We start from the raw sequence: 1,779 nt of genomic DNA, 5'->3' as shown, positions 1-1,779 counted from the left end.
GGGTTAGTCCCTGTCGCCTCTGGCGATGCGGCCCGTTCCGGGCTGAAAATCGTGGTGGTCGCTCGCTGACGTCGTGCTTCCTTGGTCCGTGTGAGGTCGTGGGTTAGTCGGGCGCTGGTAGCCGCGTTATGGGCCCTTCACTGTTGCTGCGAGCACGCGAGTTAGATTCACCCGTTCTGTGGCTGCCGCGGGCGACCGCCCTGATGTTCGCGCTGGTGGGGAGGGGTTCGGTTGCTGGAACAGGCGCAGGACGAAGAGCAGATCATCGCGCGTGTGGCGGGGTTGGACATCGGTAAGGCGTCGTTGGTGTGTTGCGCGCGGGTGCCGGACGAGGCGAAGCCTGGACAGCGGTTGCAGGAGGTGCGGACCTATCCGACGATGACCCGCTCGCTGACCGGGTTGGCCGAGCGCCTGGCCGCGCTGGGGGTGACTCGGGTGGTGATGGAGGCGACCAGTGACTACTGGAAGCCGGTGTTCTACCTCCTCGAGGCGCATGGGTTCGAGGTGTGGTTGGTCAACGCCCGTGACGTGAAGCATCTGCCGGGGCGGCCGAAGACGGACAAGCTGGACGCGGTGTGGTTGTGCAAGGTCGCCGAGCGGCAGATGATCCGGCCGAGTTTCGTGCCACCCGCGCCGATCCGGATGTTGCGGGACCTGACCCGCTACCGGGTTGATCTGATCGCTGAGGCCGGCGCGGAACGCCAGCGTGCGGAGAAGTTGCTCGAAGACGCGCAGATCAAGCTGTCGGTCGTGGTCAGTGACCTGTTCGGCACGTCCGGGCGGGCGATGATGGCGGCGCTGATCGGCGGGCAGCGGGACCCACACACTCTGGCCGAGTTGGCCCGTTCCAGCCTGCGCCGCAAGATCCCTGACCTGCGGGAGGCGTTGACCGGTCATTTCACGGATCATCACGCGTTCCTGCTGGGCAAGATGATCGCCCGGATCGAGCAGGTCGAGGCCGACATCCGCGAGGTCGATGCCCGGATCGAGGCGCACCTGGCCCCTTTCGCCCCAGCGGCGGCCCGGCTGCGTGAGATCCCCGGGATCGGCTCGGCCGCCGCTGCCACGATCATCGCCGAGATCGGCGTGGACATGACCCGCTTCCCGACCCCGGCCCACCTGGCCGGCTGGGCCAAGTTCGCCCCCGGCGTCAAGGAATCCGCTGGCCGCCGCAAAGGCAACGGATCAACCGGACACGGCAACCGCTACCTCGCCCGCGTCCTCGGGCAGATCGCGGTCTCCGCCGCCCGCACCGACACGTTCCTCGGGGAACGCTACCGACGCATCGCCCGACGACGCGGCGCCAAACGCGCGATCGTCGCGGTCGGTCGCTCGATCCTGACGATCATCTGGCACCTGCTGTCCGACCCCACAGCCGGGTTCCGTGATCTCGGCGCCGATTTCTACCTCAGCCGCACCGACACCGAACGCCGCAAACGCAACCACATCCGCCAACTCGAAGCCCTCGGCTACCGCGTCACCCTCGACCTCGCCGCCTAACCACCGCTACACCACGACCCATCCCACGCCGCTTCGCGACGCGGGATGCTGCCGCGTGTCTACGTACGGTTCGATTTTCGAGTTAGGAATTACTCGTCTAGGAGCGTCGGTCAGCTGTGCACGATCGTGTAGACGTCCCGGCGGCGCAGCGCGTACTCGGTGGCGACGTCGGTGATGGCGTCCCGGCGGGACCGGCCGGCGGCCTCCCGCTCGGCGACCGCCGCGCGAAGGGTCTCGTCGTCGGGGCGTTCCGGGGCGGTCACCGGTGCGCCGGCCACG

At 68.1% G+C, this 1,779-nt stretch carries 1 protein-coding gene and 1 pseudogene; one reads left to right on the top strand and one right to left on the bottom strand.

Annotated features, from left to right (window positions below; genetic code table 11):
- The first annotated feature begins 231 nt into the window (after window positions 1-231).
- Window positions 232-1,500, top strand: a complete 1,269-nt coding sequence (locus C7C45_RS32875) for an IS110 family RNA-guided transposase (RefSeq protein WP_110568812.1) — start codon at window positions 232-234, stop codon at window positions 1,498-1,500.
- A gap of 110 nt (window positions 1,501-1,610) precedes the next feature.
- Here C7C45_RS32875 and C7C45_RS32870 read toward each other — a convergent pair.
- Window positions 1,611-1,779, bottom strand: a pseudogene (locus C7C45_RS32870) (16S rRNA (cytidine(1402)-2'-O)-methyltransferase); the annotation flags it as partial.

It is taken from the genome of Micromonospora arborensis, assembly GCF_003205615.1.
Taxonomy (GTDB): Bacteria; Actinomycetota; Actinomycetes; order Mycobacteriales; family Micromonosporaceae; genus Micromonospora; species Micromonospora arborensis.
Note: the sequence above shows the minus strand (reverse complement) of the source record. Positions and strands in the feature narration are given on the sequence as shown.